The 26,110-nt window shown below is 65.3% G+C and carries 26 protein-coding genes; 19 read left to right on the forward strand and 7 right to left on the reverse strand.

Annotated elements, in window-relative coordinates; genetic code table 11:
* The first annotated feature begins 73 nt into the window (after nucleotides 1-73).
* On the forward strand, nucleotides 74-958 hold the full coding sequence (locus tag ACN22W_RS18010; protein ID WP_419688816.1) for a LysR family transcriptional regulator: 885 nt from the start codon (nucleotides 74-76) through the stop codon (nucleotides 956-958).
* A gap of 91 nt (nucleotides 959-1,049) precedes the next feature.
* Here ACN22W_RS18010 and ACN22W_RS18015 read toward each other — a convergent pair whose 3' ends face one another.
* Nucleotides 1,050-1,295, reverse strand: a complete 246-nt coding sequence (locus ACN22W_RS18015) for a DUF4148 domain-containing protein (RefSeq protein WP_419688818.1) — start codon at nucleotides 1,293-1,295, stop codon at nucleotides 1,050-1,052.
* 228 nt (nucleotides 1,296-1,523) lie between these two features.
* Nucleotides 1,524-2,432 carry a LysR family transcriptional regulator gene (locus ACN22W_RS18020; protein WP_419688820.1) on the reverse strand — a complete coding sequence of 303 codons (909 nt, stop codon included), beginning with the start codon at nucleotides 2,430-2,432 and terminating at the stop codon, nucleotides 1,524-1,526.
* Nucleotides 2,433-2,713: 281 nt separating this feature from the next.
* Between ACN22W_RS18020 and ACN22W_RS18025 the strand changes: the two genes are divergently transcribed.
* The 6 genes from ACN22W_RS18025 to ACN22W_RS18050 all read left to right on the forward strand — a co-directional run bounded on the left by ACN22W_RS18025 (nucleotide 2,714) and on the right by ACN22W_RS18050 (nucleotide 7,310).
* Nucleotides 2,714-3,034 (forward strand): hypothetical protein, encoded by a 321-nt coding sequence (locus tag ACN22W_RS18025; protein ID WP_412023923.1) that lies wholly within the window; start codon nucleotides 2,714-2,716, stop codon nucleotides 3,032-3,034.
* A gap of 269 nt (nucleotides 3,035-3,303) precedes the next feature.
* Nucleotides 3,304-4,218, forward strand: a complete 915-nt coding sequence (locus tag ACN22W_RS18030; protein WP_419688822.1) for a dioxygenase — start codon at nucleotides 3,304-3,306, stop codon at nucleotides 4,216-4,218.
* Nucleotides 4,219-4,231: 13 nt separating this feature from the next.
* A complete protein-coding gene (locus tag ACN22W_RS18035; RefSeq protein WP_419688824.1) occupies nucleotides 4,232-4,981 on the forward strand; it encodes an SDR family NAD(P)-dependent oxidoreductase in 750 nt (249 codons plus the stop codon).
* Nucleotides 4,982-4,999: 18 nt separating this feature from the next.
* Nucleotides 5,000-5,881 carry a 3-keto-5-aminohexanoate cleavage protein gene (locus tag ACN22W_RS18040; protein ID WP_419688825.1) on the forward strand — a complete coding sequence of 294 codons (882 nt, stop codon included), beginning with the start codon at nucleotides 5,000-5,002 and terminating at the stop codon, nucleotides 5,879-5,881.
* 104 nt (nucleotides 5,882-5,985) lie between these two features.
* A complete protein-coding gene (locus tag ACN22W_RS18045) occupies nucleotides 5,986-6,963 on the forward strand; it encodes a quinone oxidoreductase family protein (protein ID WP_419688826.1) in 978 nt (325 codons plus the stop codon).
* The gene (locus ACN22W_RS18050) at nucleotides 6,960-7,310 is read left to right on the forward strand and encodes a cupin domain-containing protein (protein WP_419688828.1); all 351 of its coding nucleotides are present in this window, start codon (nucleotides 6,960-6,962) and stop codon (nucleotides 7,308-7,310) included. The genes ACN22W_RS18045 and ACN22W_RS18050 overlap by 4 nt, the downstream gene beginning before the upstream one ends.
* A 48-nt stretch (nucleotides 7,311-7,358) precedes the next feature.
* On the opposite strand, the gene ACN22W_RS18055 is transcribed toward ACN22W_RS18050, so the two are convergent.
* Nucleotides 7,359-8,423 (reverse strand): LacI family DNA-binding transcriptional regulator, encoded by a 1,065-nt coding sequence (locus tag ACN22W_RS18055; protein WP_412023929.1) that lies wholly within the window; start codon nucleotides 8,421-8,423, stop codon nucleotides 7,359-7,361.
* Between the two features lie 382 nt (nucleotides 8,424-8,805).
* On the opposite strand from ACN22W_RS18055, the gene ACN22W_RS18060 reads away from it, so the two are divergent.
* From ACN22W_RS18060 to ACN22W_RS18105, 10 genes are all read left to right on the forward strand, one after another.
* Nucleotides 8,806-9,816: a sugar ABC transporter substrate-binding protein gene (locus tag ACN22W_RS18060; protein WP_412023930.1), complete on the forward strand. Its 1,011-nt coding sequence runs from the start codon at nucleotides 8,806-8,808 to the stop codon at nucleotides 9,814-9,816.
* A 91-nt stretch (nucleotides 9,817-9,907) separates the two neighbouring features.
* A complete protein-coding gene (locus ACN22W_RS18065) occupies nucleotides 9,908-11,413 on the forward strand; it encodes a sugar ABC transporter ATP-binding protein (RefSeq protein WP_419688829.1) in 1,506 nt (501 codons plus the stop codon).
* A 2-nt stretch (nucleotides 11,414-11,415) separates the two neighbouring features.
* Nucleotides 11,416-12,396, forward strand: coding sequence for an ABC transporter permease (locus ACN22W_RS18070; protein WP_419688830.1), 981 nt, complete (start codon nucleotides 11,416-11,418; stop codon nucleotides 12,394-12,396).
* The gene (locus ACN22W_RS18075; RefSeq protein ID WP_419688831.1) at nucleotides 12,393-13,400 is read left to right on the forward strand and encodes an ABC transporter permease; all 1,008 of its coding nucleotides are present in this window, start codon (nucleotides 12,393-12,395) and stop codon (nucleotides 13,398-13,400) included. Before ACN22W_RS18070 ends, ACN22W_RS18075 begins: the two co-directional genes overlap by 4 nt.
* 275 nt (nucleotides 13,401-13,675) lie before the next feature.
* The gene (locus tag ACN22W_RS18080) at nucleotides 13,676-14,779 is read left to right on the forward strand and encodes a porin (RefSeq protein WP_412023934.1); all 1,104 of its coding nucleotides are present in this window, start codon (nucleotides 13,676-13,678) and stop codon (nucleotides 14,777-14,779) included.
* 102 nt (nucleotides 14,780-14,881) lie between these two features.
* Nucleotides 14,882-16,012, forward strand: a complete 1,131-nt coding sequence (locus ACN22W_RS18085; RefSeq protein ID WP_419688833.1) for a YncE family protein — start codon at nucleotides 14,882-14,884, stop codon at nucleotides 16,010-16,012.
* 192 nt (nucleotides 16,013-16,204) lie between these two features.
* On the forward strand, nucleotides 16,205-16,750 hold the full coding sequence (locus tag ACN22W_RS18090; protein ID WP_412023936.1) for a GlcG/HbpS family heme-binding protein: 546 nt from the start codon (nucleotides 16,205-16,207) through the stop codon (nucleotides 16,748-16,750).
* 36 nt (nucleotides 16,751-16,786) lie between these two features.
* Complete coding sequence (locus tag ACN22W_RS18095; protein WP_419688835.1) at nucleotides 16,787-17,995, forward strand: acetamidase/formamidase family protein; 1,209 nt, start codon at nucleotides 16,787-16,789, stop codon at nucleotides 17,993-17,995.
* 94 nt (nucleotides 17,996-18,089) lie between these two features.
* Nucleotides 18,090-19,391: an MFS transporter gene (locus ACN22W_RS18100; protein ID WP_419688837.1), complete on the forward strand. Its 1,302-nt coding sequence runs from the start codon at nucleotides 18,090-18,092 to the stop codon at nucleotides 19,389-19,391.
* A 48-nt stretch (nucleotides 19,392-19,439) separates the two neighbouring features.
* On the forward strand, nucleotides 19,440-20,366 hold the full coding sequence (locus tag ACN22W_RS18105) for a fumarylacetoacetate hydrolase family protein (RefSeq protein ID WP_419688839.1): 927 nt from the start codon (nucleotides 19,440-19,442) through the stop codon (nucleotides 20,364-20,366).
* A 57-nt stretch (nucleotides 20,367-20,423) separates the two neighbouring features.
* On the opposite strand, the gene ACN22W_RS18110 is transcribed toward ACN22W_RS18105, so the two are convergent.
* Nucleotides 20,424-21,293 (reverse strand): helix-turn-helix domain-containing protein, encoded by an 870-nt coding sequence (locus ACN22W_RS18110; RefSeq protein WP_412023940.1) that lies wholly within the window; start codon nucleotides 21,291-21,293, stop codon nucleotides 20,424-20,426.
* 290 nt (nucleotides 21,294-21,583) lie between these two features.
* Here ACN22W_RS18110 and ACN22W_RS18115 point away from each other — a divergent pair, with 290 nt between their 5' ends.
* Together ACN22W_RS18115 and ACN22W_RS18120 are read left to right on the forward strand one after the other, a co-directional pair.
* Nucleotides 21,584-22,375 (forward strand): alpha/beta fold hydrolase, encoded by a 792-nt coding sequence (locus ACN22W_RS18115; protein ID WP_419688841.1) that lies wholly within the window; start codon nucleotides 21,584-21,586, stop codon nucleotides 22,373-22,375.
* A 294-nt stretch (nucleotides 22,376-22,669) separates the two neighbouring features.
* Nucleotides 22,670-22,951, forward strand: a complete 282-nt coding sequence (locus ACN22W_RS18120) for a YciI family protein (protein ID WP_412023942.1) — start codon at nucleotides 22,670-22,672, stop codon at nucleotides 22,949-22,951.
* A 63-nt stretch (nucleotides 22,952-23,014) separates the two neighbouring features.
* Here ACN22W_RS18120 and ACN22W_RS18125 read toward each other — a convergent pair whose 3' ends face one another.
* From ACN22W_RS18125 to ACN22W_RS18135, 3 genes are all read right to left on the reverse strand, one after another.
* Entirely contained in the window at nucleotides 23,015-24,157 is a 1,143-nt protein-coding gene (locus tag ACN22W_RS18125; protein WP_419688843.1) for an FAD binding domain-containing protein, read from the reverse strand.
* Between the two features lie 39 nt (nucleotides 24,158-24,196).
* A complete protein-coding gene (locus ACN22W_RS18130; RefSeq protein WP_419688845.1) occupies nucleotides 24,197-25,072 on the reverse strand; it encodes an alpha/beta fold hydrolase in 876 nt (291 codons plus the stop codon).
* A 287-nt stretch (nucleotides 25,073-25,359) separates the two neighbouring features.
* Nucleotides 25,360-26,079, reverse strand: a complete 720-nt coding sequence (locus tag ACN22W_RS18135) for a TetR/AcrR family transcriptional regulator (protein ID WP_419688846.1) — start codon at nucleotides 26,077-26,079, stop codon at nucleotides 25,360-25,362.
* Between the last annotated feature and the right edge of the window lie 31 nt (nucleotides 26,080-26,110).

Here is a 26,110-nt window from a genome sequence, read left to right on the forward strand (position 1 = left end):
GCTTCTCCGGGCAAGGGCAGGGATCGCTTGCAGTCTAGGCGCGCGTCTGGTTTGATGGAAACGAATAGTTCTTATGCGAGCTAGAAAAGGGGCTAATACCTTGGGGCTTTCGCTTGAAATCGACCTGCTGCGTTCGTTCGTCGTGATCGCCGAGGTGCGCGCGCTGAGCCGCGCGGCCGCGCGTGTCGGGCGCACGCAGTCCGCGCTCAGCCAGCAGATGAAGCGGCTCGAGGATATCGTCGACCAGCCGCTGTTCCAGCGCACCGGCCGCGGCGTGGTGCTGACCCACCCGGGCGAGCGGCTGCTCGTGCATGCACAGCGGATCCTGCGGTTGCACGACGAGGCGATGGCCGACCTGTGCGGCACGGGGTTGTCGGGCACCATCCGGTTCGGCTGCCCGGACGATTACGCCGAGGTGTTTCTGCCGTCGCTGCTGCGGCAGTTTTCAAGCCAGCATCCGCAGGCGATCGTGGAAATCGTGTGCGGGCCGACGCCGCGGCTGCTCGAACAGCTGGAGAAGCGCGCGGTCGATCTCGCGATGATTTCATTGCCGGACGATGGTGTGAACGACGACATCATTCGCCGCGAGCAACTGGTCTGGATCGGCTACCCGGGGCTCGAGCCCGCGCATTTCGATCCGCTGCCGCTCGCGCTGTCCGATCGCGACACGCTCGACCACATCGCGGCGTGCGAAGCGTTGAACCGCGCCGGTCGCGATTACCGGGTCGCGTATGCGAGCAGCAGTCTCGCGGGGCTGATCGCGCTGGTGCGCTCGGGGCAGGCGTTCGCGGTGATGACGCAGACGGCGGTGCCGGCCGACCTGGCGATCGTCAACGGCGATCCGCGGTTGCCGCCGTTGCCGGCTGTAGGAATCACGCTGAAATTTGACCGGAAACGGCCGTCGCATCTGACGGCGGCGTTCGCCGAGCATATCCGGCTCACGCTGCCGCTGCTGTGAGGGGCTCGGCCGCCGCGGGGAGCGCCCGCGGGCCGAATGTCGGACTATTGCGTTTTGGATGGCGTGGTGCGGCCGGACTGCGACGAGCCGCTCATTGTGCCGGGCCGTTGCCCGTGTTCGGGTTGTTCATCGCGGCGGCGCGCGCCTGGGCAGCCTGCAGGTTTTCCGGGAACTGCGTACTTCTTGCCATGGACGGCTTGTAACCCGCCTTTTCGATTTGAATGAGTTCCTTGCGGACTTCCGCGCGGGTCTTCGCCGGTTGCTCCGATTGAGCGAACGACACGGCGGGAACGGCGATCATCACGCCGATTGCCAATACTTTAATCAAGGATTCCATAACGATTTACCTCGGATGCGGATTATGCACGGCGCTTCCAACCTCTTTGTCAGCTACCGGTAAGAACAGTGTAGCCGAGACCGCATCCGCGTGCTGGTAAAACATTATTGCTTAAAATATCAATTTAGGTTTCCGGAATGTCATTTCGAAAAAGTCGATCTATTGATTCGAAATGTTCGAAGTATCAAAGAGGGGAAATAACAGGGAATCGTTCGAGCGCAGAAGTCTTTACTTTCGCGCAATGAATCGATCGAGCAGATCCCGGTGGTCGAACCGCTCGCGCCACCATTGCAGCGCGCGTCCGGCTTCGTCGTCGCGCCATGCCAGGTAGCACTCGGCCGTTTCGCGCATCCCGGTCACGCGGCGCGTGACGAGCCTGCCTTCGTCGATCGCGCGGGCCGCGATGCTGGCGGGAAGCGTGCCGACGGTGAGCCCTTCGCATTGCGCCGCAAGTTTTGCCGCCAGGGTAGGTACCGCGAGACAGGGTTGAGAAGGATCGAACGCCGTCGAGCGCAGCGGCGATTCACGTGACGGGCCGTTGACCACGGCGCAGCGATATTGCGTCACGACTTGCAGCGTAATCGGTTCCGGCATCCGCGCGAGCGGGTGATGCGGCGCCACCGCGAACACATAACGCAGCGTGCCGATCGGGCGCGCGACGATGTCCGTCAGTGCGGGCGGCTCGCCCGTCGCCCCGACTACCAGGTCCGCGCGCCTCGACACCAGCGCATCCCAGGTGCCGCCGAGCACGTTGGTCGACAGGCGCAAACGCGTATCCATCGCGAGCGCGTCGAACTCATGCACGTAGGGCCAGAATCTTGCGAACGGAAGAATTTCGTCGACGCATACGCGCAACTCGGCCTCCCAGCCATCGTGGATCCGCTGCGCCTTCCGCTCGAGTTGCTCGGCCGCGACGAGCAGCCGGCGGCCTTCCTCGACCACGACGCGCCCCGCGCGCGTCAACTGCGCACGGCGGCCACTGCGATCGAACAGCGCGACCCCCAGGTCGCTCTCGATTTTTTGCACGAGATAACTGAGCGTCGACGGCACGCGATGCAGCATCGTCGCCGCTTCGGCGAACGTGCTGGTCCGGTCGATCGCATCCAGTATCTCGATGGCTTCGAGTGACAGCTTCATGACCCCTTTCCTCAGTGCAATAACGTGTGTATGCCCGACGCGCTTGCGTTGCTTTCGCATTCCATTCGCGGCGGGCCATACAGCGTGCTATGCGTTCGATTAAATGGCCATATCGTTTAGTTGATCGATCAGGAGAATTCAGGTGTCTTAAGAAAAATCATTTTGCGGTCGTGTTACTTGTGGAGGGCGTGAATCGGATGAGGCCATGATCGATATCAGTCGAAATGGTGACGGCACGCAGAACCCTGTCATTCAATCATCGACGAAAAAAGGAGAATCACATGAAGAAGTCCAGCTTGGCGCCGCTCGTGCTCGCAGTCCTGACGGGAGTCGTGCTGCTGGGTGCGCCGGTCGCGTACGCACAGGATGCGGACGGAACATCGGCCACCCCCGACGCCCCGACGTCGAAGCAGGCGCTGAAAGCGCAACGCAAGGCGCAACGCAAAGCGGCTCGGGTCAAACGGAACCAGGAGTTGAGCACGCTCGAGAAGAATGGTTATCGCGTGAGCAAGGACGATCACTATCCTCAGAGCCTCCAAAGGGCAGAGCACAAGGCCGCCGCCCAGAAAGGCGCCGACGACTCGACCCCGCCTGGGCAGTAACGCTCCAGCGCTGCGACCCGCGCCGCCGCGCCGGCGCGGGTCGGGCACGGCACCCCGCCGTATCTCCAGGCGCGCTCTCACGCGCCCGCAGCATGCAATCGTCGGCACCGTTCATGCTTCTGAACCATTTTCGTGCAAACGGTTGCGTTTCGCATGATATCCATATCCTCCGTAAATTTCGCCTGATTCAGGGTTAACGCTCTATCCGTCGCGGCTGGCCGGCGAGTACTATTGCATCAATTTATGCAAACGGTTGCATTGAGGAAATCATGGCGGAAGATGCGGTTGCAAGTGCGATTACCGACGATCCCGCGTCGGTTACCGCGATCGTCAAGGCGGCGATGGCGGGGACTCAGGACGCTCGGCTGAAGGAGATCGTCAACGCGCTGGTCGATCACGGGCACGCGTTCCTGAAGCAGGTGAAGCTGACCGACGAGGAGTTCGAGCGTGGCCTCTCGTTTATCCGTGCCGCAGGGCACGCATGCAACGAGCGGCACAACGAGGTCGTGCTGCTGTCCGACGTGCTGGGTTTTTCGACGCTCGTCGCGTTGCTGAACAATTCCGACGCGACGGAGCGCACGCCGGGCGCGTTGCTCGGGCCGTTCTACCGCGGCGGTTCGCCGACCTACGAAAACGGCCAGTCGATCGCAAGCCCGGGGTCGCCCGGCTCGCCGCTGTTCATGCGCGGCCGTGTCGTCGACGTGTCGGGCCGGCCGGTGAAGAACGCGATGGTCGAAGTCTGGCAGGCATCGCCCGTCGGGCTCTACGAGAACCAGGATCAGAGCCAGCCCGACCGCAACCTGCGCGGCCGCTTTCATACCGATGCGCAAGGGTGGTTCCACTTCAAAACCGTGCGCCCCGCCGGATACCCGGTGCCCATCAACGGCCCCGTCGGCACGCTGCTCGCGGCGCAGAACCGCCATCCGTACCGGCCCGCGCACATTCACTTCGTGATCGTCGCGGAAGGTCATGCGACGCTGGTGTCGCAGGTGTTTGCCGATGATTCGGAGCATCTCGACTCGGACGTCGTATTCGGCGTGAATCGTCGCCTCGTCGGCAATTTCGAGCGCCACGACGCGCAGACGGGGCCGCACGCGGAAACCGGCGAAGCGTATTACACGCTCGATTTCGAATTCGTCATGGCCGACGGTACGCCGACGTACCCGACGCCGCCCATCGACTGAACAGGAGGGGACAGTGTCACGCAACCTGAACGAGAAAGTCGCGGTCATTCTCGGCGGCACCGGCGGGATCGGCATCACGACTGCATTGCATTTTGCCGAAGCGGGCGCGCGCGTTGTCGTGGTCGGACGAAGCGACCTGGATGCCACGCAGCGCATCGCCGACAAACTGCCCGGCGAAGGGCATTCGGGCGCGCTCGCGACGATCACCGACAGCGCGACGCTCGCCGCGCTCGCCGACGATGTGCGCAAGCGTTACGGGCGAGCGGGCATCCTGGTGAATGCCGCCGGCTTCACGAAGCCGGTTCGTCACGCGGACCTCGACGCGCTGACCGACGACCTGATCGACGAGATCATGAAGGTCAACTGGCGCGGCCAGTTCGCGGCGATCCGGGCATTCCGTGCGCTGCTCGACGAATCGGGCGACGGGCTCGTCGTCAACGTGTCGTCCATCGCGGGCACGACCGGCAACGGCAGCAATGTCGCGTACTGCGCGGCCAAGGCGGGCCTCGACGTGATGGCGCAGTCGCTCGGCCGCGCGCTTGCGCCGCGCATTCGGGTCGTGAACGTGTCGCCCGGCGTGGTGGATACGCAGTTCGTGCCCGGGCGCGGCGACGATTTCAACGAGAAGGCCGCCGCGACGACGCCGCTGCGCCGGATCGGCGCGCCGGACGATGTTGCTGCCGCCATCGTTGCGTGCGCAACGACGCTGACGTTCAGTACCGGCACGACGATCGTCGTCGATGGCGGCCGCCGGCTGAACTGATTGCCTGGAGACTTTCCGATGCACCCTCGCAAGACCATCATTACGTGCGCGGTCACGGGCAACATCACGCGACCCGACCAGCATCCGGGCCTGCCGGTCACGCCCGAGCAGATCGCGAATGCGTCGCTCGAAGCCGCGCAGGCCGGCGCCGCCGTCGTGCACATTCACGTCCGCGATCCGGCCACCGGCAGACCGTCGATGGACCTCGAGCTTTATCGCGACGTCATCGACCGGATTCGCGCGGTCGATCGCGAACTGATCATCAATCTGACGACGGGCCCGGGCGGACGTTTCATTCCGAGCGACGACGATCCCAAGGTGGCTGCGCCGGGCACCACGCTGCTGCCACCCGAAAAGCGCGTGGAGCACATTCTCGCGCTGAAACCCGACATCTGCAGTCTCGACCTGAACACGATGAACTCGGGCGCCGAGGTCGTGATCAACACCCCGAAGAACGTTACGCGGATGGCCGAGGTGATCCGCCGGGCCGGCGTCAAGCCGGAACTCGAGATCTTCGATTCCGGCGATATCCATCTGGCGCGGGATCTCATCGCGAGCGGCGTGCTCGACGGCCCCGGGCTGTGGACCTTCGTCAGCGGCGTCAAGTACGGGTTCGGGGCGTCACCGGAAACGCTGCTCTATGCGCGCGGCCTGTTGCCGCCGGGGGCGATCTGGTCCGCGTTCGGGGTCGGGCGTTTCGAATTCCCGATCGTCGCGCAGGCGTGGCTCGCGGGCGGACACGTGCGGGTCGGCCTCGAGGACAACATCTATATCGAGAAGGGCGTGCTGGCCGAAAGCAACGCGGCGCTCGTCGCGCGGGCCCGCGAGATCGTCACGCTGCTCGGTGGCGAGATCGCGACCAGCCGCGACGCGCGTGAAAGCCTCGGCCTCTCGTCCTGAACGCAATCCAACGTTCGACATTCAACGCCACGGATCGATGCGCGCTGACCCGACGGTCATCGCGTCATGCGTCCGAATCGACATTTTCCAGGAAACCATCGAGCATGAAATGCATTCGCGTCCAGCAGAAAAGCGCTGATATCAGCGCGCTCGCACTGAGCATCGACACCCAGCCTGTTCCGCAGGTCGATACGACCGACTGCCTGATCGAGATCGCGAGCGCGGGCGTCAACCCGAGCGACGTGAAGGCCGTACTCGGTTTCATGCCGCATGCGGTATGGCCGCGCACGCCGGGGCGAGACTACGCGGGGCGCGTGATCGACGGGCCGCCGGAGATGGTCGGCAAGGAGGTCTGGGGCAGCAGCGGCGAACTGGGCATCCGTCGCGACGGCACCCACGCCAGCCATCTCGTCGTGCCGGCGCACAGCGTGCGCGCGAAACCGGCCAACCTGACGATGGACGAGGCGGGCGCGATCGGCGTGCCGTTCGTCACCGCGTTCGAGGGCTTGCACCGTGCCGGCGGCGTGCGGCGCGGCGACGTCGTGCTCGTGCTGGGTGCCAACGGCAAGGTCGGGCAAGCGGCGGTCCAACTGGCGACCATGGCGGGGGCGGAAGTGATCGGTGTCGTGCGCGACGATCCGTCGTACATCGGGCACGCAAGCGCCGATGTGACGATGATCAACGCGTCAGCGGAGCCGTTCGACGAGCTCGTGCTCGAGATGACCGCCGGCCGTGGCGCAAACATCGTGTACAACACGGTCGGGAGTCCGTACTTCGAGCGTGCGAATCGTGCGATGGCCGTGCGCGGCACGCAGATCCTCATCTCGACGATCGAGCGTGCGGTGCCGTTCGACATCTTCGCGTTCTATCGCGGGCAGCACACCTACGTCGGGATCGACACGCTCGCGCTCGACACGCAGCACTGCGCGGATGTTCTCGATGCGTTGTTGCCATCTTTCGAACGCGGTGCGTTGAAGCCGTTCCCGATCGATGCCGACTCGGTGTTCGATCTTGCGGACGCGGCGCACGCGTATCGGGCGGTATTCGGCGGCACCGCGAACCGGGTGCTGCTCAAGCCATGAACGTCACGCGTTTTCGCGACGCACCCGAATACTTCCCGCCGAATCACTTCGGCATGCAATGCGTGCGCCTGCAAGGGCGCGAGGCAGGCCCGGCCGAATCGCTGTGGCTCGGCGTGTCGACGATCGAGCCGGGCGGGCACACGACGATGGACGGATCCGGCGTCGAGAAGCATTACGTCGTGCTGGAAGGCGAGGTGTGCGTGAGTGTGGACGGCGTCGAAGTCGAATTGCAGCCGTTCGATTCGTGCCGTCTTGCGCCGGACGAGCGGCGTTCGCTGCACAACCGCTCGGAACGCCCTGCGAAGATCCTGCTCGCGATGCCGTTCGCGCGCCCTGCGCAAGACTAACCTGGCTACGGCCCGCGGGCCCGGTGCCCGGCGGAGCGGGGCGGCGCGTTAGTGCGAGCGCCCCCGGCCGCCTGCGGCCCGAGGTGCACCGGTCGATCCGCGCACCACCAGTTCGGGCGCCAGCGTGATGCGCAGCGGCGCCTTGCCCGGCGTGGCGATCATGCCGAGCAGCAGGCGTGCGGCCTGCCGGCCCATCTCGCGATGCTGGATTCGCAGCGTCGTCAGCGACGGGTTCAGCATGTCGAGCAGCGGCATGTCGTTGTGCCCGATCACCGAGATGTCCTTCGGGCAATCGATCCGCCGCTCCGCAAACACGTCGTAGCAGCCGAGCGCGATCAGGTCGTTGGCCGCGATGATGGCGGTCACGTCTCGATGCGCATCGAGCAACCGGGCGCACGCGGCGCGCCCGGCCTCGCGCGTGAACTCGCTCGCTTCGACGACCACATTCGCCGCGAGACTGTGCTGCTGCGTGGCAATCTGGAAGCCCTGCAGGCGCGACAGGCCGGTCGCCAGCCGCTCCGGCCCGGACAGATGTGCGATACGGGTATGGCCCAGCCCGACCAGATGCTCGACCGCGAGCCGCATCGACAGGAAGTCGTCGTTGACGACTTCGGGCACGCGGCCGCCTTCCTCGCCGCGATTGACCAGCACGACCGGCACGCCATCGAGGATGCAGCGTCGCACGAGCGGATCCTGCCGTGCGGCAGTCGCGAGGACCAGGCCGTCCACCTGACGCTCGAGCATCTGCTCGAGCATGCGTTCCTGATCCTTGGGCTTGCCGACGATGTTCGCGATCAGCACGCCGTAGCCTTCGGCCGCGAGCTCTTCCTCGATCCCGCACACCATCGGCGGAAACACCGGGTTCGAGATGTCGGGCAGGCAGACGCCGATCACCTTCGATTGCCCGCCGCGCAGCGCGGCGGCGAGCCGGTTCTGGCGATAACCAAGCGATTTGGCGGCGGCGAGCACGCGCCGCACGACCTCATCGCCGATCAGGTGGCGTGTGGCCGGATTGAGCACGCGCGACACCGTCGACGCATTGACGGATGCCGCCGCGGCGACTTCGCGAATCGTGACGCGGCCGGTGCCGCGTGCTTCGGAGGATTGGCTCATGGAACCTGCCGGGGAATAGGGATCCGATTGTATCGATGCAATGGGTTGCGATCAATGTTGCAGGTGAAACCCTAATGTTTTCAGGACTAAACCTCATTGACAGCGTAATTCCCTTGGGTAGGATATGCATACGTTTGCATTGAAGTAAATCATACGAATGATGCGGTCGGTCGAAGCGTTGCCAGTGCCGGGTAAACGATCGACGGTCTGTCATGCAGAAACCCGGAAAAATGCGGGTCGATTGAAAGGGGCGACATGGAACGCCGGCGCGTTGCATGGCCTCTTTTTTGTCTGAATTTATGCAAACGGTTGCATTGAATTGCCCCAGATGCCATGCCGGCAGGCGGCGTGGCCAACGTGAACGACGGACAGGAGCCAGTGGATGGAGACGAACCTCAAACCCGAGCGCAAGCCGGCACGCAGGCGGGCCGCGATGTGCATCGTCGCCGCGTCCGCGGCGGTGATCGGCATCTCGCATGGCGCGAGTGCGCTGGCGGCGAACGAAACGATCGCCGCGTTCTACAAGAACCAGGTCGATCCGCATTTCGCGCTCGTGCGCGCCGGCGTCGACGCCGAGGCGAAGCAGCTCGGCGTGTCGGTCACGCACTACGCGCCGACGCGCCCGAACGATCTCGGCGAGCAACTGAGCGAGCTGGAAGACGTCGGCGTGAAGAAGCCGAACGCGGTGCTGTTCATGGGCGTGAACCCGCACGGCGTCGTGCCGGCGATCCAGAAGATCAACGCGATCGGCATTCCGGTCGTCAACTACAACGATCGCGTGGCGGGCGGCAAGTTTTCGTCGGTCGTCGTCGCGGACGACTACAACCTCGGCCTCGACGTGGCGCGATACCTGTTCAAGAGCCTCGGCGGCAAGGGCAATGTCGTGATCCTCGAAGGCGTGAAGGGCTCGACGACGAGCGACGAGCGCGTGCGCGGCTTCAGGAAGGCGCTGCAGGAATTCCCGGACGTTCACCTGCTTGCGTCGCAGCCGGCGAACTATCAGCGGCTGCAGGCGCTGCAGGTGATGGAGAACCTGATCCAGTCGAATCCGAAGATCGACGGCGTGCTGGCGGCCGCCGACGTGATGGCGATGGGCGCGATCGAAGCCCTCGAGGCGGCGGGCCAGAAGCAGGTGAAGGTCGTCGGTATCGGCGGCGTGCCGGAATCGGTGAAGGCGATCAAGGAAGGGCGCCTGCTTGCGACCGCCGAATTCAACGGCTTCAAGATGGGCTGCATCGCGACGATGGCCGCGGTCCGCACGCTGCGGAAGGAGCCCGTGCCCGACACGGTGCTGATCAAGGGCATCGTGATCGACAAGACGAACTACGCACCGTTCGAACTACCGGGCAATCAGCGTCAATGCCCGGCGTGGAGCGACGTGGCCAGCAAGTGACGCGGCCGGCCGGGCAGGCCGCATCGCGGGTCGGCGGCCCGGCTGCGGCCTGACGCACGGCGGTCCGCCGGACAGCACCATGGAGATGAACATGGAAACCTCGACCGGGCGCGTTCCGCGTCTCGAATTACGCAAGATCTGCAAGAATTTTCCTGGCGTGGCTGCGCTGACCGACGTCGACCTCACGTTGTATCCGGGCGAAGTGCACATGCTGCTCGGCGAGAACGGCGCCGGGAAATCGTCGTTGATGAAGGTGCTGTTCGGCGCTTACCGCGCCGATAGCGGCGAGATCCGCTACGACGGCATGCCGGTCGCGATCGAATCGCCGGCCGACGCGAAGCGCCTCGGCATCGCGGTGATTTTCCAGGAATTCTCGCTCGTGCCGCATCTGTCGATCGCGCAGAACATCTATCTCGGCCGCGAGCCGCGCAACCGCTTCGGCCTCGTCGATCACCGGCGCATGCATGCGGACGCCGAGGCCGTGCTGGCGCAGCTCGGGCTCGCGTACGACACGCGGACCCATGCGGCGGACCTCGGCGTTGCGCAGCAGCAGATGGTCGAGATCGCGAAAGCGCTGTCGCACGACGCGCGCGTGCTGGTGATGGACGAGCCGACCGCCGCCATCTCGGACCGGGAAGCCGATGCGCTGTTCACGGTCGTGCATCGCCTGCGCGACGCGGGTGTGGCGATCGTCTACATCTCGCATCGGATGAAGGAAGTGTTCGATCTCGGCGATCGCGTGACCGTTCTGCGCGACGGCCGCCTGGTCACGTCGATGCCGGCCGCCGACGCGACCCCCGACGAGTTGATCGCGCTGATGGTCGGACGCAAGGTCGGCACGGTCTATCAGCGCCGCTACTTCGGCGCGTGCGGCGAGATTGCACTCGACGTGCGCGACCTGACGACGTCGACCGGTGTGAACGGCGTCGACCTGCAGGTGCGCTGCGGCGAGATCGTCGGCTTGTCGGGCCTGGTCGGCGCCGGGCGGACGGAAGTCGCGCGCGCGGTGATCGGCGCCGACCCGATCCAGGGCGGTCGCGTCGAGATCTTCGGCGAAGCGGTGTCGGGTGGCCCGCACCAGGTGGTCAAACGCGGCGTGGCCCTGATTCCGGAAAATCGCAAGCAGGAAGGCCTCGCGCTGCGCCGTTCGGTGCACGAGAACCTGCTCGTGTCGAGTCTGTGGCGCCTGTTCCCGACCGGCTGGTATCGCCCGGCTCGCGCACGGCAAGCGACGCGCGACCTGATCGACACGCTGCGGATCGCACCGGGCGATCCGGCGAAACGCGCGCGCAACCTGAGCGGCGGCAACCAGCAAAAGATCGTGATCGGCAAGTGGCTCAGCGCCAACTGCCGCCTGTACATCTTCGACGAGCCGACGCGCGGGATCGATATCGGTGCGAAGACCGAGATCTTCAATCTGATCGAGCGGCTGGTCGAGGAGGGCGCGGCGGTCCTGCTGATCAGCTCGGAGCTGTCGGAAATCGTGCACGTGTGCGACCGCGCGTACGTGATGCGCGACGGCGCGATTTCAGGCGAGCTGCCGCGTGAACGGTTGAGCGAGCAAAGCATTCTGGGTCTGGCAATGCACGGAGGTTGACGATGTCGAATGAAACGAAAAGCAATGGCAGGGATCCGGCGGCGCGGCCCAAACGGCCGCTCCCTTCGATCGTGTGGGCCAGTGTCGCGCTGGTCGCGGCGGCGACGTTCGGCGTGCAGGGTTTCGCGTCGCGCGCGAACCTGGTCGACATCGGCCTCCAGATCTCGATCCTCGTGATGATCGCGATGCCGATGACCCTGGTGATTCTGAGCGAGGGGCTCGATCTGTCGGTCGGCGCGTTGCTGAGCCTCAGCGGCGTCGTGTTCGCGATGTCGCTCGGCGCGGGCACCGGCATCGGCGTCGCGCTCGGCGCGGCCGCGGCGGTCGGTGTCGCGATCGGCTTCCTGAACGGCACGCTGGTCGCGCGGCTGGGTCTGCCGCCGTTCGTCGTGACCCTCGGCACGCTTGGAGTCGCGCATGGTGTCGCGCTCGTGATGACCGACGGGAACGCGGTGGTCGTCGCGAACCCGGCCGTCGGCGCGCTTTACGGGTCGTCGGTGCTCGGGGTTCCGTTTCCGATTGCCTGCGCGCTCGTGGCATACGCCGTCACGCATCTGCTGCTCTACCACACGCGGTTCGGCGCCTACGTGTTCGCGATCGGCGGCAACCGCGACGCACTCACGCTGGCGGGCGTGCGCGCCCGCTTCTACCACGCCGCGATCTACGTGATGAGCGGCCTGTTCGCGGGCCTGGCTGCGCTGCTGCTGGTCGGACGCATGAATGCGGCGGAGCCGAATGCCGCGATCGGGATGGAATTCGACGCGATCGCGGCCGTGGTCCTCGGCGGCACGTCGTTCGAACGCGGCGAAGGGGGGTTGCCCGGCACGGCGATCGGCGTATTGACGATCGGCGTGCTGCGCAATGCCCTCAACCTGATCGGAATCGAATCGTCGTTGCAGGTCGTGACGATTGGTTTGCTGGTCCTCGCGGTCGTCGTCATCGACAGCGTCCGGAAATCTCGTGTCGCAGGAGCACAAGCATGAGTACACAGAATCAATCGCCGTTCGTGGTGGCGCGCGTCACGGGCCTCAATCGCCGCAATCGGCTTTCCGAGGACACGAACGCACTGATCGGCCGCGCGCTGTTTGTCTGCGTCATCGCAATCGTGCTCGCGTTCGCATCGGACAGCTTCGCCACGTCCGCCAACCTGCTGAACGTGCTGCGCCAGGCCAGCCTGATGTTCCTGCTGGCGTCGGGGCTCACGATCGTGATCCTGTCCGGCGGGTTCGACCTGTCCATTGCGGCGAACCTCACGCTGTCCGCGTGTCTCGCGGCCGGTGCGATGAAAGCCGGCGTGTCGCCGTGGCTGGCGGTCGCGGTCTCGATGTCGTGCGGGGCGTCGATCGGGCTGCTGAACGGACTGGCGGTCACGTTCCTGCGGCTGCCGCCGTTCCTCGCGACCTACGGGATGCTGTGGGTCGTGCAGGGCCTCGCGTTTCACTACATGGGCGGCAACGAGATCTTCGGCTTCCCGGCCGGCTTTCGCGCGCTCGGCACCGGGTTCTGGTGGGGCGTGCCGATTCCGGTCTACATGATGCTGCTCGTGCTGATCGTCGGCACGGTCGTCACCGCGCGCCTGAACGTCGGTCGCGAGATCTATGCGATCGGGTCCAATCCGGAAGTCGCGCGCTTGTCCGGGATTCCGGTGCGCCGGCGGCGGATCGCGGTCTACACGCTCAGCGGCCTGATGGCCGGGATTGCCGCGGTGATCTATCTCGCACGTGTGAATGCGGCCGATTCGGCGATGGGGGACCCGATCCTGTTGCCCGCGATCGCGGCGATCCTGATCGGCGGCGCGTCGCTGTTCGGCGGAACCGGCACCTTGCTCGGCACGCTGTTCGGCTGCCTGACGCTGGCGCTCGTGATCGACGGGATGAACCTGCTTAACCTCAATGCGAACCTGCAGCCGCTCGTCGTCGGCGCGGTGCTGCTGGTGGCGGTGCTGACCGACGCGCTCGGTCGCCGGCATGCCGAGCGGGTCGGCTGACGGTGCCGACGTACCGCCTGACCGACGAAAACAAAGAGACGATTTGACAAGCGGCGGGACTCTTCGGCGACGGTCTCCGACCGGATTGTCCTTAAGATGAAATCGAAATGACCGGCATCGTCCGGTCGGTTCAGGCGGGAAATCAGTTCGGCTTTCATGACTTTTCATTGCCGAAATGACCCGACAAATATTTAGTCATACATATTAAATAAGACGTTCCGCTCAGGGACATCCGGTATCAAAAGACTGAAATGGAGGGGTAGACAGTGGTGGAGATGAAGAAAGCAACGATCGCGGCGCTGATCGGCGTGGCGTTCAGCGGATCGGCTTTCGCGCAGAGCAGCATCACGCTCTCCGGGAAGATCGATAACGGCCTGACCTACGTGACGAACGAAGGCGGGCATCACAACTTCAAGATGGACAGCGGCGTGCTGTTCCCGAACCTCTGGATCATGTCGGGTGCGGAAGAGCTGGGTGGCGGTTACCGGGCGATATTCAAGCTGTCGTCGCTGTACAACCTGAACAACGGGCAGCTGAACCAGCCCAACACGTTGTTCGGGCAACAGGCGTATGTCGGCGTACAGACGCCTTACGGGATGATCACGCTGGGCAAGCAGTTCGACTTCACCGCCGAATTTCTGGCCCCGCTCAACGTGAGTTCGGCCGGCAGCGGTTATGCGATCCACCTCGGCGACTTCGACCGCACGAACAACGACCGGTTGACGAACTCGATCAAGTACATGAGCCCGACGTGGGGCGGATTCCAGTTCGGCGCGATGTACGGGTTCAGCAACACCCCCGGCAGCTTCCATGACGGCAGCGGCTGGAGCGCGGGCCTGCAGTACACGAACGGGCCGCTGACGCTTGCGACCATGTACACGTTCGTCGCAACGCCGACGATCGATCCGTACGCGCAGATCGGCGTGCATTCGTTCTTCGGGCAGCCGGTGGCAACCGGGTCGGGCGACAGCGTCACCGACACGGCGCCGAATTTCCAGATCCGCTCGCTCGGCACGCTCGGCGTCGGCGGGTCGTATGCGATCGGCGACGTCACGCTGTACGCGGACTACACCAATACGGTCCTGAAGTTCCAGAGCGCGAAGTCGGTCATGAACGTCTACGAAGGCGGCGCGACGTGGCAGGTGACGCCCGCGTTCCAGCTCGTCGGCGGTTATCAGCACACGAGCTTCGAAGCGCACGCGTGGAACCAGGTCACGGCCGCGGCACTGTATTCGCTGTCGAAGCGGACCACGGTCTACCTGTCGTCCGACTACCTGAAGGCTTCTGCAGGTGTGGACGCCGTGATCGGCGCGAGCTTCGCGCCGGCGCCGACGGGCCATCAGGCGGACGTCCGGATCGGCCTCGCCCACACGTTCTGACGGTATCGCACGGCGGTCGGCCGACACGGTGTCGGCAGGCCGCGAACGCTACGCATTCCGGTTCGTACCGGATCTATCGATGAGTACCAGGAGGAGTCAAAGATGAAAAAAGCCTATGTCGCATTTGCAATGATGAGCCTGACGGCCGCTGCCGCCGTTGCGTGGGGTGCCGATGCCGCGGGTGGCGGTCCGAAGCTGATTACAACCATTCCGGTCACGAGCGAAAAGTCGTTCGGTTTCGATATCAGCGCCGCATCGGATGGCAACTACTACCTCGCCGACGGTGCGAACGGGACGCGCGACGTGTTCGACGCCAAGACGATGCAGCTGCGCGACCGGATCAAGGCCGACTTCGCGGGCATCGGCCCGACGCACGAAAAGTCGGGCCCGTCGGGCGTGCTGCCGATTCCCGGCACGTCGCTGGTGTATGTAGGCGACGTGAACGCCGTCAAGGTAATCGACGTCGCATCGAAGCAGCTCGTCAAGCGCATCGACGTCAGCTCGTCGGGCATTCGTGTGGACGAAGGCTGCCTCGCACCGAAGCACCATATCGCGATGTTCGCGAGCGGCGCCGAGCAGCCCCCGTTCGTGACCTTCTTCAATACCGATACGCATTCGGTGATCGCGAAGATGCCGATCGCGGATTCGACCGGCCTCGAGGCATGCGAGTTCGACGCGAAGAACGACAACTTCGTGCTGAACAACGACGGGACCAAGGCCAATCCCAAGGGCGAGGTTGACCTGATCCCGGTGAAGTCGGTGCTCGAAGGCAAGCCGATCATTCAGGCCGCGCTGAAGCTGAAGGGCTGCGACAGCCCGAGCGGCCTCGCGCTCGGGCCGGGCAACGACGCGCTGATCGGCTGCGATCCCGACGAAGGCGGCAAGCAGACGACCTTGATCATCGACCGGACCAACGGTACGCCGCTCGCGCAATTGCCGTTCGGCGGCGCCGACGAGGTGGCCTACGACCCGGTTTCGAATCGCTACTTCCTGGCCGGCGGTCACCACTCGGCGGACAACGTGTCGCGTGTGGGCGCGAAGGATGCGAAGTTCGACCCGGCCCTCGGCATCATCGATGCCAGCACCCGTAACCTCGTCGCGATCGTGCCGACCGGCAAGTTCTCGCATTCGGTCGCGGTCGACGGCGCGTCGCATCACGTTTTCGTTCCGTACGGTGCCGGCTCGTCCGCGCAGTTCCCGGGAACCGGTATCGCGGTGTTCGCGACGGAATAACGACTCCAGTGTGGTGATTTTCCGCGGGAGATGGGCTCCCGCGGCTTTTTTTCATCGCGCGTTCCCTGCCGCGTGAAGCCGAAAGATCGGACTGGAAGGTAAATCGCGCGGCTGGCTGGTTAAGTGACGCGGCTTGACCGGACGTACGCTGGCACTCACGCGTAAAGGGTGACCCGAAATCAGGAGACGGAAGTGAAATTCAGGTTACGGGCCCGGTGGCTGCTGCAGCGGATGACCGTCGCGGCCGGATTTGCCGGCGCGATGCACGCCGCGTTCGCCGAAGACGTACACGACAACGCAGCGATACCGACCTACGTGCTGAGCTACGCACAAACGCAGGCACTGCTGTCGCTCGCGGTCGACGACGCGAAGGCACGGCATCTGGCGATGGGCTTCGCCGTCGTCGACCCGGGCGGTCATCTGCTCGCCGCGGTGCGGATGGACGGCGCGTCGTTCTCGAGCGTCGACTTCGCGCGCGGCAAGGCATTTGCGTCGGTCGCGCTCGGCGGCCAATCGGGCGTCACGCTCGAACATCGCTACCGCGACGATCCGTCCGAGTACAGCAACATGTCCGGCGCCGGTTATTACGCGCCGTTTCTGCCCGGCCGCGGCACGTTCCCCGTGTTCATGAACGGTCATCTGCTCGGCGCGATCGGCGCTGCCGGCGCGCCCTCCGAGATCGACGATCAGGTGGTGCTGAAAGCGATCGCCGGGCTCGGCGCTCAATCCGCGCGTTGAACGCGCGTAGTCCTTAAAACCCAGTCTGGAAGACGTATGAGACACGATACGGAAATGGAACACCCGGGCGACGCCCCGGCAAGCGAGACGGCGACGCGCGGCGCGACGACGATGGACGGGACCGCGCAATGCCGCCGCACGATGCTGAAGCTCGGCTTCGGCGCGATCGCGGCAGGTGTCACAGGCGCTGCTGGCATCGCACGGGCGCAAACGCCGGCCCCTAAGGCGCGCGCAGCGACGATGCGTGTATTGCCGGGCGGCAAGACGGTCAAGCTCGTGCCGTCGTGGGACACGGTGCAGGTCGGTCAGATGACGCCGGACGCGAAGGCGGCGGTGTCGATCCGGTCCGGCGACACGGTCTGGTACGACGGCACGTGGACCAACTGGGGCAACGAAGCGAAGTACGGGATGGGCTTCAAGGAGCGCGAGCCGATCCGCAAGAAATATCCGAACGGCGCATTCTCGCTGATCGGTCCGGTCGAGATCGACGGGGCCGAGCCGGGCGATGTCGTCGAATGCCGGATGGTGTCGATGCGGCCGATCGATTGGGGCTGGAACTCCGCGCCGCCGGGCGTCGGCGCACTGCCGGGCGATTTCGGTCCGTACCTGCGTTACCTGAAGTTCGACGACGCGCGTACTTACGCATCGTACGTACCGGGCGTGCAGATTCCGTTGAATCCGTTCCAGGCCTATCTCGGCACGCAGCCGCCCGGCGACCACGTGATCAGCGCGAACTTCGCCGGCAGCTACGGCGGCAACCTGGACTGCGCGGTGCTCGGTGTCGGCACGTCGGTGTTTCTGCCCGTACAAGTTGCCGGCGCACGCGTGTGGACGGGCGGCTCGATGGGCGCGTCGGGCGAGGGCAACATCGATCAGACGTCGATCGAATCCGCGTTCGAGGAGATGCGGATCCAGTTTCTGCTCCACAAGCGCTCGTCGCTCAACGGCCCGATGGCCGAAACCCCCGAGCACTGGATCGGCTTCGGTTTCGCCGATAGCCTCGATGACGCGCTCGTCGCATGCATTCGTCAAACGATCGGCTGGATGGCCGCCGCAACCGGCATTGCGCCGGTCGACTGCTACGGCATCCTGAGCGTCGCCGGGAGCTTCCGGATCACGCAGTATGCGCACCAGACCGGCACCGTCTACAAGACGGAGCCGCCGAAGGGCGTGCATTGCATGGTGCCGAAGAACATCTTCTCCGCCGACATGCTGCACCGCCTGTCGGCCTACATGCGCGCGTAAGCGCACGTTCTTCACGGCTTTGGAAAGAGCGGCCGCACGGTCCGGATCCATGCTTTGCGGGGACCGGGCCGTGCGTGCCGCAGGAGGTTGTCAAGTGCAACTGAAGGATCGAAACACCGCAGTCGACGTCGATACAGCGGCGCTCGGCGGCATGAGCCGCGCCATCGCGCTGCTCGTCTGCTTTCTCGTCGTCGTCCTCGACGGCTTCAACACGACGTCGATATCGTTCGTGGTTCCGACACTGGCCCGCGACTGGCATCTCGCGCCGGCTGCATTCACGCCGGTATTCGTCGCGACAAACGTGGGCGCGGCGATCGGCTTCATCGTCACCGGCTCGCTGGCAAACCGCTTCGGACATCGCGCGGTCGGGCTCGCCAGCGTCATGCTGTTCGGCGGCTGCACGTTGCTCACCATGGTTGCGCACAACGTCGCGCTGCTGTCCGTCATGCGGGTTCTGGCGGCGATCGGGCTCGGCGCGGCACTGCCGATCGCGATCACCGCGTCGGCCGCGATCATCGGCGGCAAGCACAAGGTAGCCGCGTCGGTGCTGGTGACGACCGGCATGTCGGTCGGCGCCGTGACCGGGGGCCTGGTCGGTGGCCCGCTGATGCATCACTTCGGCTGGCAGGCGGTGTTCCTGATCGGCGGCATCTTGCCGTTCGTGGTCGCCCCCGCGTTCTTCCGGGTGCTGCCCACGGCTGCTGCCGCGCCAACGGGTACGCCGAGCCGCGAACGGCCGGTGGCGAGCCCGGTGCGCGCGCTGTTCGAGAACGGTCGCGCGGGTTATACCAGCGTGCTTTGGCTGTTCTCGTTCCTGATCTTCATGGACGTCTACGCACTGTTGTTCTGGCTTCCGACCATGCTGCTCTCGTTCGGCTTTTCGCTCGAGCGGGCACCGGCCGGGATGGCCGCGTTCAGTGTCGGCGGATTGACCGGCAACCTGCTGATGACGGCCGCGGTCACCGCGATGACCGTCGCCGGGAGATTGCGTGTGAAGTCGGCGCTGGCGGTCGGGATCGTCTGCGTGATCGCCAGCATTACCGCACTGAGCCAGGCCGCGCTCTCGCCGTCGATCGTGCTGCTGTCGATCGGCGTGATCGGCGCGGGGCTCGTGAACGGGATCATGGGCCAGACGGCGCTTGCAGTCGCGTTCTATCCGCCGAGCATCCGTGCGACCGGCGTCGGCTGGGGGCATGCAATCGGGCGCATCGGCTCGTTCGTCGGCCCGGCAATCGGCGGCGCGCTGCTCGCGACGGGGTGGGACCCGCGCAACATCGTGCTCGTTGCCGTTGTGCCGGCCATCGCCGCCATCGCCGCACTCGGCTTGCTGACGATCATCGGCCGCCGGGCGACCGGCAGCGACACGGTCGCGGACGGCGCGCCGATCGCGCACTGAATCGTTCTCCCTCCCTATTCTTCGACATCAGCGGAACCACGCTCAATCATGAAAATCATTGCTTACTCGGACGCGGGCAACACGGCGCTTGGCGTCGTCACCAGCGAAACGCATTTCATCCCCGTCGCGGAAGTCGCGCCGGATCTGCCCGCGACGCTGATCGGCATCCTCGAGCTGGACGACGGGCTTGAACGCCTGCGCGCATCGGTCGCCGGCAAGACGGGCACCCGGCTGCTGTCGGGCGTGACGTTGAAGCCGTTCCTCGACCGGCCGAACGCGATGTGGGCGCTCGCGCTGAACTTCAAGAGCCATATCGCCGAGACGGGCCTGCAAACGAATCCCGAGTATCCGCATCTGTTCCTGCGCACGGCCGCGTCGTACGTCGGCGCGGGTGAGCCGATCATCGCGCCGCCGGAAGCCGTTGCGCGCGCATTCGATTACGAGGGCGAGCTGGGTGTGATCATCGGCAAGCCGGGGCGTTACGTCCCGGTCGAACGCGCGCTGGATTACGTCGCCGGCTACACCTGCCTGAACGAGGGCTCGGTGCGCGAATACCAGGTGCACAACCGGCAATTCGGCCTCGGAAAATGCTTCGAAGCGTCGGGGTCTTACGGCCCGTGGCTGATGACGTCGGACGAGTTCGGCGACCCGGCGAGGCATTCGGTGCTCACGCGTATCAACGGCGTCGTCCGGCAGCGTGCGCCGCTCGACGACATGCTGATCGACGTGGCGCGCACGGTCAGCTACCTGAGCCGCGGTTATCGGCTGCGCCCCGGCGACCTGATCGCGATGGGGACGCCGGGCGCGTTGAAGCCGGCGCCGGACGACGTCGAAGGGAATGATCTGTCGCGACAGTACGGACCGTTTCCGACGCCGGGCCTCGTGCACATGCGTCCGGGCGACTGGGTCGAAATCGAGATCGAAGGATTGGGCGTGCTGGGCAATCCGGTGATGGCCGATCCGTCGGACCTGTAGGCCTGACTTGCGCCGCATGCGTGCTTCCGCGCGCATGCGGCGGACCGACCGCGCCGGTCAGTCGAATCGATCGAGATCGAGCGTGACCGAATGCCGGCGAAAATCGCTGGGCGGCACGCCCATGTGCTGCGCAAAGAAGCGCGTGAAGTGGCTGTGCTCCTCGAAGCCGAGCTCGTCTGCGATGTCGGCGAGCGGCCGGTCGCTCTCCGCGAGCAACCGGATCGCGTGCGACATCCGCACCCAGTCGATGTAGTGCTGCGGCGAGATACCCATGCAGCGCCGGAACTGCTCGAAAAAACGCGACCTCGACAACCCGACTTCGCTGGCGACCTCCGTGACCGTCGCGTTGGCGGACGGCGTGCGCTTGATGAAGTCGAGCGCCTTCCGGATTCTGAAGTCGACCGGGCGCGTTGACGGCGCAATGCGGGTCGTCAGTTCCGGATCGGCGAAATCGCGCCCGAGCGCGGTGATGAGATCCTCGAGGATCGGCAAGCAGCCCGCATCCTGCGCAACGAGATGATTCGTGATCGCGGCCGCCAGGCGGTCGACGTGATGCTGCACGTCCGGCGTGACGACGACGATCCTGCGCGGGAAGATGTCGGCCGGGCTGCCGTCTGCGAGGCCGAGCCGTTTGCGCAGCCACGGCGGTTCGATCACGAGCGACAGGATGAGCGACGGGGTGTCCTTGTTCGCGCATTTTGCATGCTCGATCCACGGGTTCAGGCAGATGGCGGAGTCGCTGCTCAGCGTGCAGTCCTCGCCACCCATCCGGAAGTCGCAGTCGCTGCCGCCGAGCTTGAACAGGAACTGGTATTGCGAGTGCGCGTGAGCGACAAGCGGCCGGCTGATGAAGTTCACCGTGGCGCGGCCGAATTCGCCCTGCAGAATCCAGACCGGCTTTTCCGATTCCATTGCTGCTTGCACCATGTCCACCTTCTCCAATATCGCCGCGGCGCGCGCGCCGTCGCGATAAAGAAACGTTGCTTGCACGTCCACACAAGCCGTCTACTTAATCAAATGCGCGACAGCGCGTCAATCCGGGAAAAATCGCATGCGGCGCGTGCGCGATGCTCGACACGCGTCGCGCTGAAAAATCCGGACGATCGGGTAAGCCGTCGCTTCAATCGATCATCGTCCTGGCCGCCCGCACGATAGAGTGTGGCGAGGTCAGGCCGCATCACGCGGCCCTAGTGGATGTGAATGAAGAGAGGATGAGGATGAAGGCATCGTTTGAGCGCGAGGGCATCCGTTTCGCCTATGAAGAATCCGGCCCGCAGGACGCGCCGGCGATCGTTTTCAGTCACGGTTTTCTTATGGATGGCGAAATGTTCCGCCCGAACGTCGACGAGCTGAACGATACGTTCCGCTGTGTCGTCTGGGATCAGCGTGGCCTCGGCGCGACGGGGCCGACCGATCGCGCGTTCAGCTACTGGGATTCGGCCCGCGACCTGATCGCGCTGCTCGATCACCTTGAAATCGCGTCGGCGTCGCTGGTCGGGATGTCGCAGGGCGGTTTCGTGTCGATGCGCGCGGCGCTGCTCGAACCTGCCAGATTCCGCGCGCTCGCGCTGATCTCGACGCGCAGCGATCTCGACGATACCGCGGTGACTGCGTCGTTCGAGGAACTCAAGGCGGAGTGGGCGCGTAACGGCGCGACCAACGTCGCGACGAACCTCGCCGGGTTCTTGCTCGGTGCCGACTATCCCGCGTCGGCGTGGATCGACAAGTGGCTGAACATGCCGCGCGAGCACTTTCAATACCCGGTCGATGCGCTGACGTCGCGCGACGATATTACGGCGCGGCTCGGCGAGATCACGCATGCGTCGATCGTATTCCACGGCGGTGCCGATGCAGCGATCCCGCTTCGTTGCGGCGAAGCACTTGCCGAAGGGCTGCCGAACTCCAAGGGAATGATCAACGTGGTGGGTGCCGGACACACGCCGAATCTGACCCACGCTCGGGATGTCAATCCGAAGCTGCGGGATTTCCTGCTGCGCTACGGGCGCTGATCGCAGCGCCGGAACGATGAAATACGGACGATTCGATAAGCGGGCGCATCTTATGACCAATGCTCCGTGCGATGCGCGCCGTATAGTTTCATCAACGCAAACCCGGGCACGCATTCAACGCGCACCGTTCGTCGGAGATCGAAGGAGCGTAACGCCAAAAGCAGTCCGAATGATATGCACGCGTATTGCACATGATTCATTGATCAACGTGCCGTATCGAGCGACGCGTGTCGTCACGCGCCATCCTGACTGACGGCACGACCATCGGCGGCTCGCATCCCGTAAGGAAACAACATGATGTTCGTCGTTTATTGTCTCGATCATCCCGATATGGCGGAGCGTCGCAAAACCCACTTCGCAGCGCACAAGGCGCGGTTGCTGGCGTCACCGTTGAAGGCGCGGATCGCAGGGCCGCTCATCGATCCGGACGGGTCGGTGGGCGGGAGCCTGTTTCTCTATGACGCGGACGATATCGAGACCGTGCGGCAACTGGTCCACGAAGACCCGTTCAACACCGAAGGCATCTGGAAGACGGTCGACATCCGGTTTTTCATGAACCGGGCAGACGAGCACTGATCCGCCATTCCGCGTCGTCAACCGTTGACGACGCTTCAACTGCTTCCACTTGCTGCGGACCGCTCAGGCGCTTCCCATGATCCGCGTGCCGAGCGAGATGCCGAGTTCCGACAACGATGCGTTGGTCGTGAGCTGAAGCCCTTCCCAGCGCAACAGCGCCGCGTCGAACGCGGGGCCGCGCGCGACGCCGCGCAGTGCCTCGGCGAGACCGACCGCATTCTCCGCCGCTTTCGCGACACCTGCGGCCGTGTGCGGCCGGACGAGGCAGGCCGCATCGCCGAGCAACACCGCGCGGCCGAACGCCATGCGGTCGACCGCGAGATCCAGGATCGACTGAGCGAACGGCGCGCGCGTCGCGTCGACGAGCGCGGCGAGCGTCGGCGCCAGCATTCGGCGGCCCGCTTCCACGAGCTCGAGCCGGTTGTCGTCGCGCATCGCGCCGGGCGGCAGCGAACCGTCGCGCTGCGTGCCGTCGTGCGCCAGGAACAGCGACGGCAGGCGATCCTGCGCGAGCCGCCGGTACCAGACCCAGTTCACGCGTCGTTTGCCTGGCTCGATCGTGCCGTCGCGGCCGGGCACCAGGTAGGTCAGGAACAGATGCGCGTCGCCTTGCTGAAACGTGAAGCGGTCGCGCAGCACTTGCAGCGCCGTGTCCGGAAGATCATGCTCGTCGACGAGCCCGCGCCACGCGACATAACCGGCGTACTCGGGCCGTGCATCGGGCAGCAGTTGCGCGCGAACGTTCGAGCGGCCGCCGTCGGCACCGACCAGCAGGTCGGCCTGCTCGACGCGGCCGTCCGCGAAATGCGCGATCACGCGGTCGCCGTCCTGCTCGAACCGCTCGAACGACACGCCGGCGTGCACGATGGCGGCCGGCAGCGCGCGCTTCAGGGCCGTGTAGATCACGTTCCACGCGGTCTGCGTTTGCGGCATGAAGTAGCGTTGCACGATCCGGTCGTGCTCGTCGAGATAGATCCGGTCGACCGAATCGACGCCCGTATCGCGCGGCACGGGTACGCCGCCGAACGCGAACGCGCGCTCGATCGGTGCTTGCAGCACGATGCCGCCGCCGCGGCTGTCGAGGTCGTTCGGCGATTGCTCGAAGACCTTCACGCGCCATCCGGCCGCCCGCAGCGCGGTCGCCGTGAACAGCCCGCCCACCGATCCGCCGATGACGAGCGCCAGCGGGCCCGAAACGTCGCTCATGATGCTTACCTCTCGATGATCCGTGATGGGTGCGGCGATTCAGCCTTCCCAGTGTTTCAGGAAGTCGAGCAGCAGCGCATTCACGCGCTCCGGTTGCTCCTCCTGCGGCAGGTGTCCGCACTGCGCGATCGGCTCGGCACGCAGGTTCGTCGCCATGCTTTCCCAGACGGATTTCATGTCGAACATCTTGCCGACCGCATAGAAATCCTCGCCCCAGAGGGCCATGGTCGGGCACGCGATCTTTACCTCGGCGTCGGCGAGATCCTGCTTCACGTCCTCCGCGTTCGCGCGATAGTCGGCCAGTGCGCCGCGTACGGCGCCCGGGCGTCGATACGCACGGACGTAGGTGTCGAACGCATCGCCGGAGATCGCGTGCGGGTTGTAGCACCAGTCGGAGAAGAAATGGCTCAGCCACTCGGCTTCCTTGCCTGCGATCAACGCTTCGGGCAGGTCCGGCACCTGGTGGAACAGGAAGAACCAGTACGCGCGCGCCGTTTGCGCGGTCATGTTCTGCGCGACGATGCGCGTCGGCACGTTGTCCATCACGACGAGCCGGTCTACGCGCTCGGGGAAGTCCTTCGAGAAGCGCGTCGCGACGCGCGCGCCGCGATCGTGCCCGACGAGCGCGATGCGGCCGATGCCGAGCGCATCGAGCAACCCGGCGAGGTCGCGCGCCATGTTGCGTTTGTCGTAACCGGCGGCCGGCTTGTCGGTTTCGCCGTAGCCGCGCAGATCGGGCGCGATCACGCGGTAGTGCCGCGCCAGCGCGGGAATCTGGAAGCGCCACGCGAAGCTGGTTTCCGGGAAGCCGTGCAGCAGGACCACGACGGGCCCGCTGCCGGCATCGATGTAGTGCTGGCGGATGCCGTTCGCGGTGACGGTGTGATGGGTGATCGAAGGCGTGGCGAGTGTCATGTGACGGTCCCTGTTCGGTTCGGCCTGCGCACGGTCGGACGGGCGCAAATGCCTTTCGAGAATAGGCGAAGCGATCGGCGCGCCGGATAAATTGTTCTGAATTTGTCTTGGCGTGTCGTGCGCGCGGCCGGTAGCGGTCGCTTCACAACGATTAAGTTGTGGCCGGGTGGCCGGCGACCTCTAATGCAATCCGACCGTCCCAGGAGCCCGAGCGTGAAGATGCCGGATGTCGATTCGACTGTCGTCGAGCGCCGCGCCACGATCGCGCGCGCCCGTCGGCCGCCGCGTCAGGCGCGCCGGCGGCGCCGGGCGGCCGCGTCTGACGCGAGCTGCTTCAGCGTGGCGGGCGTGCCGTGCAGAAACGCGTCGACCAGCCGTTCGATTTCGGTGTCGAGATCGTCGGGCACCGGCAGGCCGTAGACCCACTTGCGGACACCGAAATAGAAGATGCTCGCGTGCAGGCTCCAGACCAGTTCGATTTCCGCGTTTCGCTGGGCCTCCGTCGCCGGCGTGGCGAGGTCGTATTCGTGCCGCAGCTCGCGCAGCACCGGCAGGAACACGCGTTCGCGCAGCCGCGACAGGTAGCGCGTGTTGAACCCTTCGCGGCTGAGCCCCGCGAAGATGAAGGTGCGGATCCATTCGCGCCGCAGGATGGTTTGCGCGTACGCGCGGTAGAACGCGACGAGCCGTTCCTGCAGCGGGACCGCGCGATCGGCGATCAGCTTTTCCCAGTCGGGATTCCACGTGTAGATCTCGTCGTACACGCGATCGATCAGTGCCTCCTTGCTCGGGAAGTACCGGTACAGCAGCGGCTGGGTGACGCCGATCTGCCGCGCGAGCTCGCGCGTGCTGCCCGAAAAGCCGTGCGTCGCGAAGTGCTCGATCGCCTTCTCGACGATCTGCCGCTCGCGCGCTTCCGGCGCGAGCCGGCGGCCCGGCGGGACGGCGTTGCCATCGGCGTCCGTCCCGCGCTCGCGGGCCGGCGTGCTGCGTTTCCTTTCGATCATTCGTCGGCTCCTGATGGCACGCTGCTTAACT

Origin of the sequence: Burkholderia theae (assembly GCF_048565265.1) — a bacterium.
In the GTDB taxonomy this organism is placed as follows: Bacteria; Pseudomonadota; Gammaproteobacteria; order Burkholderiales; family Burkholderiaceae; genus Burkholderia; species Burkholderia theae.